At 68.1% G+C, this 12,666-nt stretch carries 10 protein-coding genes; 4 read left to right on the top strand and 6 right to left on the bottom strand.

The window, feature by feature from the left end; all coding sequences use genetic code 11:
• Nucleotides 1–68: 68 nt before the first annotated feature.
• Complete coding sequence (locus tag C1930_RS05255; RefSeq protein WP_108771237.1) at nt 69–1,439, top strand: MFS transporter; 1,371 nt, start codon at nt 69–71, stop codon at nt 1,437–1,439.
• A gap of 91 nt (nt 1,440–1,530) precedes the next feature.
• Here C1930_RS05255 and C1930_RS05250 read toward each other — a convergent pair whose 3' ends face one another.
• On the bottom strand, nt 1,531–3,549 hold the full coding sequence (locus C1930_RS05250) for a hypothetical protein (RefSeq protein WP_108755571.1): 2,019 nt from the start codon (nt 3,547–3,549) through the stop codon (nt 1,531–1,533).
• A 2-nt stretch (nt 3,550–3,551) separates the two neighbouring features.
• On the bottom strand, nt 3,552–4,523 hold the full coding sequence (locus C1930_RS05245) for a DUF4105 domain-containing protein (protein ID WP_108771236.1): 972 nt from the start codon (nt 4,521–4,523) through the stop codon (nt 3,552–3,554).
• Between the two features lie 152 nt (nt 4,524–4,675).
• On the opposite strand from C1930_RS05245, the gene C1930_RS05240 reads away from it, so the two are divergent.
• On the top strand, nt 4,676–5,095 hold the full coding sequence (locus C1930_RS05240; protein WP_108755569.1) for a GFA family protein: 420 nt from the start codon (nt 4,676–4,678) through the stop codon (nt 5,093–5,095).
• A 265-nt stretch (nt 5,096–5,360) separates the two neighbouring features.
• Here the strand turns inward: C1930_RS05240 and C1930_RS05235 are convergent, their stop codons facing one another.
• Nucleotides 5,361–6,878, bottom strand: a complete 1,518-nt coding sequence (locus C1930_RS05235; protein WP_108771235.1) for an MFS transporter — start codon at nt 6,876–6,878, stop codon at nt 5,361–5,363.
• 106 nt (nt 6,879–6,984) lie between these two features.
• Here C1930_RS05235 and C1930_RS05230 point away from each other — a divergent pair, with 106 nt between their 5' ends.
• Together C1930_RS05230 and C1930_RS05225 are read left to right on the top strand one after the other, a co-directional pair.
• Entirely contained in the window at nt 6,985–7,878 is an 894-nt protein-coding gene (locus C1930_RS05230) for a LysR family transcriptional regulator (RefSeq protein WP_108771234.1), read from the top strand.
• A 32-nt stretch (nt 7,879–7,910) separates the two neighbouring features.
• A complete protein-coding gene (locus C1930_RS05225; protein WP_108771233.1) occupies nt 7,911–8,705 on the top strand; it encodes a hypothetical protein in 795 nt (264 codons plus the stop codon).
• Nucleotides 8,706–9,186: 481 nt separating this feature from the next.
• Here the strand turns inward: C1930_RS05225 and C1930_RS05220 are convergent, their stop codons facing one another.
• The 3 genes from C1930_RS05220 to C1930_RS05210 form a co-directional block, all read right to left on the bottom strand.
• Complete coding sequence (locus C1930_RS05220) at nt 9,187–10,074, bottom strand: LysR family transcriptional regulator (RefSeq protein WP_108755565.1); 888 nt, start codon at nt 10,072–10,074, stop codon at nt 9,187–9,189.
• Between the two features lie 38 nt (nt 10,075–10,112).
• Nucleotides 10,113–10,994: an SDR family oxidoreductase gene (locus tag C1930_RS05215; protein ID WP_108755564.1), complete on the bottom strand. Its 882-nt coding sequence runs from the start codon at nt 10,992–10,994 to the stop codon at nt 10,113–10,115.
• A 153-nt stretch (nt 10,995–11,147) separates the two neighbouring features.
• Nucleotides 11,148–12,320 (bottom strand): ricin-type beta-trefoil lectin domain protein, encoded by a 1,173-nt coding sequence (locus C1930_RS05210; protein WP_234412739.1) that lies wholly within the window; start codon nt 12,318–12,320, stop codon nt 11,148–11,150.
• Nucleotides 12,321–12,666: the final 346 nt, after the last annotated feature.

Raw genomic sequence — 12,666 nt, 5'->3', positions numbered from 1 at the left:
CTTGGTTCAGGTGCGATGCTGGCGCTTCCGCAGCGTGAACACAAGCGCCGCACTGCTATCGTTTGCCGATGAACACCAACTCCCCTGCGGCCACGGCGCAAGCGCCCGTGGCCGATTCCATTCTGTCCCCTGCCCACCGCGCCACCACCGTGGGCATGGTGGTACTGGTTGCATTGCTGGCCTTCGAGGCGCTGGCCGTGGCAGCGGCCATGCCCACCGTGGCCGAGGCGCTGGACGGCCTGCGCCTGTATGCACTGGCCTTTGGCGGAACGCTGGCCACCAGCGTGGTCGGCATGACCGTGGCCGGACGCTGGGCCGACCGCGACGGCCCCGCCCGCCCACTGTGGTGGGGCCTGGCCAGCTTCCTGCTGGGCCTGCTGCTGGCCGGGCTGGCCACGCGCATGGGCATGCTGGTGGCTGGCCGCCTGCTGCAGGGGCTGGGCAGCGGCGCCATCTCGGTGGCGCTGTATGTGATGGTCGGCCGCCACTATTCCGAAACGCTGCGGCCGAAAGTGTTCGCCGCGTTTTCCGCCGGCTGGGTCGTGCCGTCGCTGGTGGGACCGGCGATCAGTGGCTTGATCGTGCAGCACCTGGGCTGGCGCTGGGTATTCCTGCTGGTGCCATTGCTGGCGGTGCCGGCGGCGCTGATGCTGCGGCCGGCCCTGGCCGGTCCGGCGCGCGTTTCAGCCCCTGCGGCCGCGGAGCAGCCGGACGACCGCGTGCGCTGGGCGGGCGGCGCGGCGTTGGCTGCCCTGTTGTTGTACGTGGGCGGCCAGCAGCACGGCGGCGTGGCCGCGGCCTGCATGATCGTGGCGGTGATCGCATTGCTGTGGTGTGCGCGCAGGCTGTTGCCCAACGGCACCCTGGCACTGCGCCGCGGCCTGCCCAGCGTGATCGCGCTGCGCGGCGTCGCCGCATCGGCCTTCTTCGCCTGCGAGGCGTACCTGCCGCTGCTGCTGCAACGCGAGCGCGGGCTCTCGCCCAGTTGGGCCGGTGCGGTGCTCAGCCTGGGTGCGCTGGGCTGGTTCGCCGGTTCGTGGCTGCAGGGCCACCAGCAGCGCGGCTGGTCGCGCCAGCGCCTGCTGCGGGTGGGCACGGTACTGATGAGCGTGGGCATCGCCGCCACCCTGGCGGTGCTGTTCAACGCGGTGCCGCTGCTGCTGGCGCTGGCAGGCTGGGCCCTGACCGGTTTCGGCATGGGCCTGATCTACGCCAGCCTGTCGGTGCTCACCCTGTCGCTGTCAGCGCCGCAGGAACAGGGCCGCAACAGTTCCGCGCTGCAGTTGAGCGAAGCACTGTGCGTGGCCACGGCGCTGGCCGTGTCCGGTGCCCTGTTCGCCCTGTTCGTGGAAAGCGCGCCGCACACCGGCTATGTGCTGTGCCTGGCGATCACCGTCGGCCTGGCCGTGTTCGCTACCGTGGTTGCGCGGCGGGTGTAGGCGCGCCTGGGGTCAGAGCCCTTTCCCATGGAAAGGGATCCGACCCCGGGGTCGGATCCGTTCTCGCAGAGAACGGCTCTGACCCCGACAATCAAGGTCGAACAACAGCCCCCACGTCATCGATGTCCTGGTGCAGGATGCGCCGCACTTCCAGCACCGCCTGCGGTGTTTCCTGCACGCTGTGGCCGGAAATGATCACCTTTTCCGACAGCGCGCCCGGCAGGTGCGCGCTCCAGTAGGGCACCAGCCCATCGTCGGACTGCTGCAACGGCAGTTCCGGTTTGCGCTGGGCAATGATCGAGTGGTACTTCAGGCCCGCCTCGATCGGCAGGTGCGCGGCGGCCTTCACGAACGGGTCGCTGGCCTTCAGGTTGTCGATGCTGTTGGGAATCTTCGGCTTGGCGGTGCCATCGACCTGCTGCTCGGCCTGCGCCAAGGCCAGGAACACGTCTTCGAACTTGCCCAGGATGGTCAGCGGCAACCGCACCAGCCGGCCAATCAGCCGGCCCAGCTTGTTGCCGGCAATATCGGTGCCCTGGTGGGGAGCGGCAATGAAGATCGCGCGCTCGACATTGGGCTGCGCCTTGAAGTGCAGCAGCGGGCCCAGCTTGGCCTGCACGCGCTTGAGGCGTTCGCCCTTCAGTTCATAGCTGGCCAGCAGATCGTCCCACAGCACTTCACCGGAATCGCTGACCAGCAGCCGCGCCAGCACGCCGCCCATGCTGTGGCCGATGTAGACCATGTCCTTCGACGCCGGCGCGCTGCCCTGCGGGTCGAAATGCTTCAACGTATCGTTGAATGCGGTGGCGATCTCGTAGCGGTTCAGTGCAATCGGCGCATTGGTCGGGTAGTAGACCTGCCACACCTGGAACTGGCTGCGCAGCTCGGGGTCGCCCATGATCTCGTTGGCCAGGTTCACCCAGGCTTCCGGGCTGCTGGCCAGGCCGTGCAGCATGAAGATGATGCGGCGGTTCGGGTCCCACGGCTGCATCAGGTAGATGTGCGGTTCGCCGATGCCTTCGCTCAGGCCGAACAGGGTACGCAGCGACTGCGTGGCAAAGCCGCTCTGCGCCAGCCACAGGCCATAGGCAGCGGTGAAGTTACCGGCCAGCGGCACGCTTTCGCCGTGCAGGGTGATGCGTTCGGTGGCTTCCGGCGAATAGGCATCCAGCTCCACCCGCCGCGTGCGCATCACATCGTCCAGCGTTTCGCCCTGGAAGCGCAGCAGCGCGGTCACGTTGATCGCCGACATCTCGCTGAACACCGGCACGTCGGCATCGCGCCCGCGGCGGGGCGTCGATGCTCCAGCGCCGCTGTCGCTGCCCTGCACCTTCGGGCCGTCGCCGGCGATCACCGGCGCCACCAGCTTCGGCGGGTCCATCACCATCACCAGTTCGGCACCGAAGCCATCACGGCGGTAGGTGCTGCGCAGGCCGACGAAGCTGACCGAGCCGGCCGGCACCAGCTGCGCGGGAATGCTCTTCAGCTGCAACTGGCCATAGTTCGAGGCCAGCGTCCAACTGCCGGCCGACAACGGCTGGGTGTAGTCCTCGCCGGCCAGCGCCGCCGCGCGCGCACGGGTGAACAGCACCACGGCCGCTTTCTCGGCGGCGTAGTTGTAGTAATCGCGCACCTGGGTCTGGCGATCCTCGAACGCGCGATCCGACGGCGAGCGACCGCTGTGGAACAGATAGGCATAGCCGTAGCGCGCCGCTTCCAGCCAGGCATCCAGCGCGGCATCGCTCATCGGCGGTTCGCCCTGCACGTGCTTCTTCGGGGTCAGCGCCAGCGCGGCCTTCACCCACAGTTCGGACAACGTGGACAACCGCTGCTCGACGTTCAGGTCGTCGGTCATCAGCAAGGTGCTGCGGCAGACCAGGAAATCCTTTTCGCACTGCGCTTCGTCCAGACCGGCCGCACTCAGCGTTTCTCGCGAAGCCGGGCTGAGCTTGCCGGTGTTCAGCACATCCGAACGCTTGTTCACCAGCGAGTCGCTGGACGCGACCTGCTTCACCGTCACCATCGCGCAGCCACTGCTGCCCAGCAGCAGGACCGTGGCCAGCACGGCCGGCAGCAGGCGGCCCACGCCCATCATCGCGCGCAGGCTCATGGCTATTCGTCCTGGCCGGTACCCGGCACGCCCTGGCGGATCACCCGGGAAAAGTCCTGCCCCGGCGCCATCTGCAGCGCACGCTGGGTGATGCGCCCCTTCGCGTGCAGTTCGCTGAAGGGCACGCCCGGGGTCAACGCGCCCACCTGCTGCGCGTACTCAGCCAGGTAGCCCGACAACAACAGGCGGTAGTCCAGCGGCAGACCCGGCGCGATATGTCGGGCCAGGTCGAACACGATGGTGGTGCAGTTGCTGGTCAGCGTGTTGTAGAAGGCCGGCTTCTCATCCAGTTTGCGCGCCTCGTCCAGATAGGCGGCGAACAGGGTTTTCAGCTGTACGCGGTCCATGCCGTGCAGCCGGTACAGGTACACATCCTCGCCGCGCGCATTGGTGCGGGTGCGCAGGATGTCGGTTTCCTCCGACGCCACCAGGGTCATTTCAAAGCGGCGGAAGAAACCGCCGATGGCCGAAAACGCCTCGCCGCGTTCCTTGCGGATTTCCAGCGAGAACACCAGGTAGCGCCCATCGTCGAAGCCGAACGACACCAGCGTGTGAGCGATGGCCGGGCCCATCCAGTACGACAGCACCAGATCGGCCGAGCGCAGCTGGTCCAGATCATAGCTGCGCTGCACCCAGCGCGCGTCGTAGTCGGTTTCGCTGCGCCAGGTGAAGTCGCGCACGTTGTCCAGCACCACATGGCGGCCGTCGAAGGAGGCCACGTGCAGGCGCTGGGCCACATCATCGGCCCAGTCGCGGTCCTGGCGCGGGGTCAGCAGCAGCCAGCCCAGCCCGGCCAGACCCAGGCAGGCGGTCACCGCGGCTGTCCAGCGGCGCGGGCTGCGGCCCCGTGCCACCCGCCAGGCAGTGAAGCCGGCCAGCGCCAGCCACAGCACGGCCACGGCCGCCGACAGCCAGCCCGGCCCGGGCAACTGGTAGGCCAGCAGGCCGGCCACCCACAGCGCCAGCAGCGCCATGGCACATCCTGTCATCCAACGTCCTGCGGCTCTCACGGGCATCCTGTCGCTTGCGGGGGCGGCCTAGTTAGCCACAAGCGACCTGACCCTGGCATCTACAACGCGTTCAGCAAGCGCATACTGGCGGCCTGACCACAGTGCAGGGAGCATGCATGGGCATCACATCGGTCGCCGGGGTTCCGGTGCAGGCGCAGCACCGCGCCACCTGCCATTGCGGCACGGTCGAGCTCCAGCTGGAGCTGCCCGAGGGCATCGTCGATCCACGCCGCTGCGACTGCTCCATGTGCCGGCGCCGCGGCGCCATCGTGGCCAGCGTGACCCGGCAGGGCCTGCAGGTGCTGCGCGGGCACGCCCACCTGCGCCTGTACCAGTTCAACACCCACGTGGCCGAGCACTACTTCTGTGGCGTGTGTGGCATCTACACCCACCACCGGCGCCGTTCCAACCCGGACCAGTTCGGCTACAACGTGGCCTGTCTGGAAGGCATTGATCCCTTCGCGTTGGGGTTGATTCCGACAAACGATGGCGTGAACCATCCGGCCGACCGGACCTCCGGCACCGAGGCTCAGTGACGGCTTCGGCGCGCTGGCGGGCCAATCTTCTGCCACGGCGCCATGCCACTGCGCCCTGCCCGTGCGGGACGCTTGAGCCAGGGCCGACGGGGCGGCAAGGGCGGATCTACCGCCATCGGCGTCGGCAGCGGTCGGCGGCTGGGCCAGAGATGATCGAGCAGCCACATGGCAGGTCTCCGTGGGGGACGGGGACGATCAACCCTAGACCCATTGCGGCATAGGCCGCGTGAGTCCCCGGCGACACCACGATGACAGCGGCGGGGGCTCACGCGTGGCCGGACATGCGGCCGCGCACGCCGTCACTGCGCCCCAGCAGTATCTGCAACAGCAGTGCGCACGCCAGCGTCAGCCCCGACAGCGTCCGCAGCAGCATCGCCAGTGCCTGGCCGCTGGCCTGCTGCAGCTCGGTCACGGTGGCGTGTGGAAACCACGCCTGCGCGGCTTCCAGGTCACCACTGGCCAGATACATCGCTGCCGACGCCGTGGCTTCCGGCCAGGCGCTGGGCAGGTGCCGGCCGATCAGTCCGGCCAGCAGCGCGGTGACCGCAGCCAACGCAATGCCCTCGCCGGCCACCCGCACGGTGCCGAACATGCCGGCCGCCATGCCGGCGCGCTGCACCGGTACCACGCTGACCGACAGACCGTCCATCAATCCCCAGGGCAGCGCCGCACCCGCACCGATCAACAGCAAGGGCGCAATCCACTGCATCGGCACCGGTGTTGCAGCGTGCCGCGACAGCCACCACAGGCCCTGCGCGCACAGCAGCAGCCCCAGCGTGCACAGCAGCGTGCTGCCGACATGCTGTGCCCAGCGGGCGGCCAGCATCGGCAGCACCAGCAGGGGTGCCGACAATGCCAGCATCTGCAGGCCGACGATGCCCGTGCCCTGCCCGTGCACGCCCAGCAGCTGCAGTGGCAACAACACCAGCAGCACCACGTAGCCGAAACAGGTAGCGACCGGCAGCAGCTGCACGCCTACGAAGGCGCGCTGCGAAAACAGCGACAGGTCCAGCAGCGGCGAACGCTGGCGCCGCTGCTGGCGCACGAACAGCACCGCCAGCAGCGCGCACGCCGCCAACGCCCCCCACACGCACGGCGCGCCGCTGCCGTATTCGCCGAGCCACAGCAGCGCCAGGGTCAGGCTGGCCAACATCAGGCTGAAGAGCAGCATGCCGACCCCATCCAGCCGCACGCGGTCGCCGTGGCTTTCGCGCAGCACGCGCGTACCCAACAGGCAGGCCAGCAGGGCCAGCACACCGCTGGTGGCGAACACGCTGCGCCAGCCCAGCAGGTGCAGCAGCGCACCGGCCAGCAGCGGCCCCAGCGCCAGGCCGGCACCGAAGGTGGTGCCCAGCAGGGCGAAGGCGCGTGCACGGCCGGGACCGCGCCACGCATCGGCCAGCGCGGCCGTGCCCGCCGCCAGCGCGGCCGCCGCCACGCCCTGCAGACCACGCGCGATGTCCAGCCACAGCAGATCGGGCGCCATGCACACCGCGGCGGTGGTCAGGGCAAAGCCCGCGGTTCCGGCCAGGAAAAGACGACGCCGCCCGAAGCGATCCGCCAGCGCACCGGCGGCCAGCAGCAGCCCGCCAAAGGTCAGCATGAAGGCATTGGTCACCCAGGCCAGTGCCAGCGGCGAATCGTCAGGACCGGACTGCAGCGATGGCACCACCACCGCACCGGCGGAAAACGCCAGCGGCAACGCGAGCGCGGCCAGGCACACGGCCAGCAGCGCGCCACGACCTTCAGCAGCGGGAACATCCTGGGTGGAACATGAAGCCATGCGGTCCTCCTTCTTCGAAGGGCCGTGATGATGGGCATCCGCCGCCACGGGAAAAACACGCTGCAAGGACGTTGATTGCAGCCGATCATTCCGCAATCATCCTGAAATGGACTCAATTTCCGCCCTGCTCGCCTTTGTCCGCACCGCCGAAGCCGGCAGCATCGTTGGCGCCGCGCGCGCCCTGGGCCTGACCGCTTCGGCGGTGGGCAAGCGCATTGCCCGGCTGGAACAGGAACTGGGCACCCGCCTGTTCCATCGCACCACCCGGCGCCTGCACCTGACCGACGAAGGCGAGCTGCTGCTGCAGCGCTGCCGACGCGCGCTGGATGAACTGGCCGACGCGCAGGCCGATCTCGCCCAGCGCCAGCACGCACCGCGCGGCCTGCTGCGCATCGGCCTGCCGACCATCGGCTATCGCTTCCTGCTGCCGGTGCTGCCCGGCTTCCAGCAGCGCTACCCGCAGGTGCAGCTGGAACTGGATTTCAGCGACCGCCTGGTGGACGTGGTCGACGAAGGTCTGGATGCGGTGATCCGCAGCGGTGCGCTGGCCGATTCCAGCCTGATGGCACGCACGCTGGGCAGCTTCCACTTCATCGTCTGCGCATCGCCGCAGTTGCTGCAGGCACGCGCAGCTGCCCAGCAGCCGACCGACCTGCAGCACCTGCCTGCGGTGCGCTTCCGCGTGCCCAGCAGCGGCAAGCTGCAACCGTGGACGCTGCCCGGCCATGCCGGCGACGCTGCCGCCGCGATGGTCACCGGCATGACCTGCAACAACATGGAAGCGGTATTGGCGGCCACCATCGGCGGCATGGGCGCGGCCTGGATGCCGGACTTCCTGGCGGCCGACGCGCTGGCCGATGGCCGCCTGCTGGACGTGCTGCCGGCACTGCCGCACCAGCAGGGCCAGTTCTCACTGCTGTGGCCGGGCAACCGCCAACCCAGCTCGCGCCTGCGGGTGTTCATCGACTATCTGGTCGAGCATTTGTTCCGCGCTGGATAGACTGTGCGGCCGTAGCGAGCACGCGTAGGCGCATGGCGATCAAACACCCGGACGTACTGAAACTTCTTGCCGCGGCCAATCTGGTCGAAGCGATCGACAGCGACGTAAAGCGCTGCGCGCACTGGGCACGGCTGGGGCCGCAGGCGGCTGAGCGCGCGCAGGCGCAGATAGGCGCCGAGGTGATCGACACCGTGCTGCTGCGTTGGAACTGCATCCTGCACGCGGCTCCTTCCGAGGTAGCGCCGCTGTACGTGCGCAAGACCGCGCTTGCACTGGCCGTGTGCCTGCACCGGCAGGGGTTTGCCGATGTGCGGCTGACCGGCGATGCGATCACGGCCATCGCGGCCCTGAATGCGGCGGTGGCCTTGAACGACACCTTCCACCGTCGCAGCGCCGAGATTGAAGCGTTGCTGCGCAGCGCGCCGTTGATGCCGGCACGGCGCCCGTCGGTGCCGAAGGCGAATACCGCCTGGCGCGCTGGCGATGTCGTGGGCATGCAGGTGGCCGGACACCACCACGCCTTCTACGTGCTGAAGATCAACGGCGATGCGCCCATCGTGGAGTTCTACGACATTGCACAGGACACGCCGCTGGCATGGGAACAGCTGCAGGGCGTCGTCGCCCGCGGTGAACGCCTGAACGACGGCCGCGACTACGTGGACCGCCACGCCCTGTACGGTCTGCAGCAGCAACCCGACCCGGCCCACCAGTTCCGCCTGCTGGCCAGCGGCGTTGAACACGGGCCGGACAACGCCCATCTGGCACGACACGATGGCCTGTATGCCGTCAGTGACATCTTCCGCATGGCGCGCCAGCTGCTGCCCTAGTGCCGTAGATGCACCGCCCGCCGCCACTCCCCAGGCGCGCTGCGCACTGCCCCCGAGCAGGCGCAACCGACACGTCCGCGACGAGGTGCGGACGGGCGGCGGGCGATGCGGGTTGGCGTACCGGACAACTCTGGACTGACCGGCGGACCGTCATGATCCCCACACATCGCCCACCACAGACAGTGGTTCGCAACAGCCAGGCACGCCGTCCGTGACGTGCGCCGGTGCTGCGCCAGAGTTGATTGTGGGACGCCAATCCCAACCGATCCCACGGAACCGGCACGCACAGACTTGCCTGCACGGCGCGGGTTGTATGTAGGAAATTGCCGCTGCAACAGCGGGGGTTTTTCCAGCGGCTGCTGAGGCGATGCCGTGCCCCTGCAGAATCAGCGCTTCGCGCGTGCCGGCCGCAGCGGCTGAAGGCCATCACACGCGCGGATTCGGGCTGCGCGCGACACCGTCCCCACGCGCATCGAGTCGATCACGCCAGATGTTCCGCAACCGCCATGTCCAGGAACTGCTGCAACACCGGCGCGGGCAGTTCCGGGCGCGTGCACAGCTGCAGTTCGAAACGCGCCGCGCTTCCTTCGATCACGCGATAGACGATTTCATCAGGACGGAAGCCGGCCATGCTGGCCGGCACGATGGCCACGCCCGCCTCCACCGCCACCAGCGACAACACCGCGTGCATGCCATGCGCCTCCTGTACCACCCGCGGAGTGAAGCCCGCGGCCGTGCACAGGCCCAGCACCTGCGCGTGGAAGCCGACGCCTTCGGCCGAGGGCCAGGACACGAACGCTTCGTCGGCCAACGCGGCCACGCTCAGTGCAGGCTGCGCGACCAGGCGATGCCCGCGCGGCAAGGCAATGGCCAGGCAGTCGACGTCGAACGGCTGCAGGCGCAGCTCAGCCGAGATGATCGGCGGAATCAGCACGCCGACATCCACGTTGCATTCGCGCAACCCATGCTGCTGCTGCCGCGAGGTCGCTTCCTGCAGGTGCAAGCGCACCTGCGGGAAGGCCTGGCGGAAGCGCCGGATCAAGCTGGGCAGGCGCCCATACAGGGCGCTGCCCACGTAGCCCACGCGCAGGCTGCCGATCTGCCCGGCCGCCGCTTCGCGCGTGCGTTGCACCGCCTGGTCGGCCTGCAGCAGGGTCGCCCGCGCTTCAACCAGCAGCGTCCTGCCGGCCGTGGTCAGCCCCAGCGTGCGATTGCCGCGCACGATCAGCTCGGCGCCGAGCTCTTCTTCCAGGCGTCGCACGGCGGCCGTCAGCGGTGGCTGCGACATGTGCAGGCGGGCAGCGGCGCGGTGGAAATGCAGTTCCTCGGCCACCGCCACGAACTGGCGGAGCAGACGCAGGTCGATCATGGCAGGGCCGGTTCAAGAGACCCGCCTAGGGTACGCGCTCAGCCGCGCGCGTCGACACTGGGCCTTGCGATCGCCGGCCACTGCAGGGCCACCGACTCGATGCTGTCGGCCTGCACCGCGCGCAGATCGCGCGGATACGCGACATGCTCGGCTTCCTGCAGCCGCAGCGCATGGAACTGGCCATTGCTGGCGCGCAGGATCCAGCCGCCCTGCCGGCAGCGCGTGGATGCCAGGAACGCGACACCGGTGGCGACGGCGGCAGGATGCAGTTCGTCGGGTTCGCCTTCGATGCCCCACATACGCGTCTTGGCCACCGGCGAAACCGCATTGACCACGATGCCATGCTCGGCCCCCTCCAGCGCGAGCACGTTCACCAGCCCCTGGGCTGCCAGCTTGGCCATGGCATAGGCCGACAGCCCGCGCTGCGCGTACTGCGGGTACAGCGCGCGGTCGGAAGTGGTGATCACGATGCGGCCACCACCGGCCTCGCGCATGGCAGGCCACGCGGCCTGCGCCAGCCACAGCGGTGTCTTGGCGGCCACGCACAGCATCTGCTCCAGCGCGGCATCGTCGATGCTTTCCACGCCCTGGTAGGCCACCCAGCCGGCGTTGTGGATCAGGAAGTCCAGGCGGCCATGCCGCTGCAGGATGTCGCGCACCAGCGCATGGCAGCTCTCGCGCTGGTCGATCGCACCACTGGCCGCTTCCACGGCCAGGCCTTGCGCCTGCAGCGCCTGCACGCACTGGCCGATGCGCTGCGGGTCGCTGCCGGTGCCATCCAGGCCCGCACCGATGTCGTGCATCACGACGTGGGCGCCGCGCTCGGCCAGCAGGCGGCTGTAGGCCAGGCCCAGGCCACCGGCCGCGCCGGTCACCAGTCCAACCTGGCCTGCAAAGGAAACAAGGGAAATCGGCTTCATCCGCCCAGCATCGCGCCGGCGGCTGTAGCGCCGCCAATACTGTTGACCGGCGTGCACGATATGCCTGGCGTATCGCTGCCGCCATGCCGCAGGCGACAGAAGCGGGCTGCACCCGGTTACCGCGCGCAGCCCGCTGCCTACCACTGCCCTACATCAGTACGAGGAGTACTCCCAGCGCTGATTCTGCCCGCCATGGCAGGTCCACATGTGCACCTTCGAACCGGGAACGTTGCCGAACTCCGGATCATCCAGGCACATGTTGGTCTGCGGATTGCGGATCTCACCCGACAGGCGCCAGGTCTGGTGCTGGCCACCATTGCAGGTCCACATGCGGATGGCATTGCCGTTGTGGGTACCGCCGTTCGCGGCCTCCAGGCACTTTCCACCCAGCCCGCGGATCGAACCGTTGGCGCCCAGTTCGAACTTCTGCTGGGGCACGCCCGAGCAATCCCACAGTTGTACCAGCGTGCCGTCAGCGGTGTTGGCGCCCTCGACATCCAGGCACTTGCCGCCTACACCGGTGATCTGCCCGTTGGCGGGATCGAATTCCCACAACTGGTTATCGGTGCCCGCGTTGTCGTACAGCTGGATCTTGGTGCCATTGGCACTGGACGCACCCGTGGCATCCAGCACCTTGTTGCTGATGCCATAGATCGAGGTACGGGTGAACTTCCAGGACTGGTTCCAGTCGCCGTGGGCATCGTAAAGCTGCAGGCGGGTGCCCTCACCGGTGCCGTAGCCGACCATGTCCCAGACCCGGCCGCTCTGCACGCCGGTGATGGTGGACTTGCCGGGCTTGATCGTCCACAGCTGCTGCACGACGCCCACGCCGCAATCCCACATCTGGATGGCCGTTCCCGGCGCCACGCCCGCCGCTTCCGCGTCCAGGCAGCGGTTGTTCATGCCGCGGATTTCGCCAAACGTGGGAATGTTGCGGATCTCGACCGGTGCGGACGTGGAGGCCGTCGAGAAATTGCCGTCGCCGGTGAACGAGGCAGTGACCGATGCAGTGGTGAAGCCCGCAGGTACCTGATAGCTGATCGACACGTTGGCCTGCTGGCCATAAACGTAGCGATACGTGCAGAACAGCTGATCACGCGTGGCCGCCCAGCAGGCAGGATCCACATCGACCACCTGCCCCACCACGGGGGTATTGGCCGTACTGATCTGTGCGCGCCCCACGGCCTGCCCATTGACCTTGAAGTCGACGTGGCCGCCCAGCGCATCGTTGCCCGGTATGAAGTACAACCCCAGCGCCTGCGCCTGCACCTTTGCGGTCAGCGTGATGGTCTGCCCCGCGGTGGGAACCGTGTTGGAGGCAGACACCGTGGTCGTGCTGGGGAAGTTGTAAAGACGCCGACCTTTCGCTTCGGCTTCAGCGGAAACAGCAACCAGGCCCAATGCAATCAGACCTATCGAAACGTAATTCATCCATGCTCCATTTACGTTGATTGATTACAGCAATTGAAGCCGTTCCCGCGCTGCGGGTCAGGCTTGCCTTCGGACCATCCTGCCGAAGTGGACACCGCGATCGTCGAAGCCCCCTTCGCGTCCGAATTTCGATCATGGCACAGGACGGCACTGCAGCGGCTTGCGCAGGTGCCGCCCGGAAAGCGTCTGCGCGCAAAGCGTCTGCGCACTCGGCACGAATGCCCGTTATTGCACATTCATG

The organism is Stenotrophomonas sp. SAU14A_NAIMI4_8, from assembly GCF_003086695.1.
Lineage (GTDB): Bacteria > Pseudomonadota > Gammaproteobacteria > Xanthomonadales > Xanthomonadaceae > Stenotrophomonas.
The sequence above is the reverse complement of the archived record's forward strand: the minus strand, read 5'-3'. Positions and strand labels throughout refer to the sequence as shown.

Excerpts from the sequence above, each read along its gene's own strand:
- C1930_RS05235 (WP_108771235.1), bottom strand. The coding sequence starts at position 6,878 with ATGGCTTCATGTTCCACCCAGGATGTTCCCGCTGCTGAAGGTCGTGGC.
- C1930_RS05245 (WP_108771236.1), bottom strand. The coding sequence starts at position 4,523 with ATGGCGCTGCTGGCGCTGTGGGTGGCCGGCCTGCTGGCCTACCAGTTG.
- C1930_RS05215 (WP_108755564.1), bottom strand. The coding sequence starts at position 10,994 with ATGAAGCCGATTTCCCTTGTTTCCTTTGCAGGCCAGGTTGGACTGGTG.
- C1930_RS05230 (WP_108771234.1), top strand. The coding sequence starts at position 6,985 with ATGGACTCAATTTCCGCCCTGCTCGCCTTTGTCCGCACCGCCGAAGCC.
- C1930_RS05250 (WP_108755571.1), bottom strand. The coding sequence starts at position 3,549 with ATGAGCCTGCGCGCGATGATGGGCGTGGGCCGCCTGCTGCCGGCCGTG.
- C1930_RS05220 (WP_108755565.1), bottom strand. The coding sequence starts at position 10,074 with ATGATCGACCTGCGTCTGCTCCGCCAGTTCGTGGCGGTGGCCGAGGAA.
- C1930_RS05225 (WP_108771233.1), top strand. The coding sequence starts at position 7,911 with ATGGCGATCAAACACCCGGACGTACTGAAACTTCTTGCCGCGGCCAAT.
- C1930_RS05255 (WP_108771237.1), top strand. The coding sequence starts at position 69 with ATGAACACCAACTCCCCTGCGGCCACGGCGCAAGCGCCCGTGGCCGAT.
- C1930_RS05240 (WP_108755569.1), top strand. The coding sequence starts at position 4,676 with ATGGGCATCACATCGGTCGCCGGGGTTCCGGTGCAGGCGCAGCACCGC.